Origin of the sequence: Cupriavidus yeoncheonensis (genome assembly GCF_905397275.1) — a bacterium.
GTDB classification, from domain to species: Bacteria; Pseudomonadota; Gammaproteobacteria; order Burkholderiales; family Burkholderiaceae; genus Cupriavidus; species Cupriavidus yeoncheonensis.
Genome location: NZ_CAJPUY010000087.1, coordinates 1 through 594, shown reverse-complemented (window position 1 = coordinate 594; position 594 = coordinate 1). Strand labels below are relative to the sequence as shown.

Here is a 594-nt window from a genome sequence, read left to right as displayed (position 1 = left end):
AACAGCTTCGGTGCCTTCGGGTTCTTGCTCTTCTTGTTCACTGTTGTGTCGGTCATTGGACGTTTCCGTAATCGTCTCATGACCTCGACACACTAAAAATCTGACAGGCTCAGGACGATGGGCCGTACCTGGCCGAACTTGGCCGTCCGATCTTCGGCCTTCCTCGGAGGGAACGTTCCATACATGCCGCCATGTGCAAGGCGCCGAGCCATGTGCGCACCGTATCGCCGGAGGCTGCGCCAGTCGGTAGCCATGCCCGCGCAGCCACTTACCGATACACAGTGCATAGCAGCCGGGACTCTAATCTAATACAACGACACCTCGTGGTTGACCGCGAAGCCTTTTCGTACCGTGGAATCGCGCATGAGGTTTCGTCCGGTCTTCCAGATATTCTGCAAGCCCATGTCGGGAGCCATCTTTGATGGGATGCGCGTCAGGCGCCGGGCCGTGTCCTGATGAGGTCGCCATCTCTTGCAAAGAGACAGCTAGTGTTCCGTCCCACAAATAATTGGCATTAGTCTTGCATACCGTTTCCGCATTTTTGGGAACGGAGATACCGCGATGAGGATGGGCAGACCGAAGGCCGAATTGCTG

At 56.2% G+C, this 594-nt stretch carries 1 protein-coding gene; it reads right to left on the bottom strand.

Annotation, left to right across the window (positions count from 1 at the left end):
- Positions 1–300 precede the first annotated feature (300 nt).
- Positions 301–594, bottom strand: a 294-nt coding sequence (locus KHO22_RS32390; RefSeq protein WP_211951273.1) for a hypothetical protein, incomplete at its 5' end; no start/stop codon positions are given.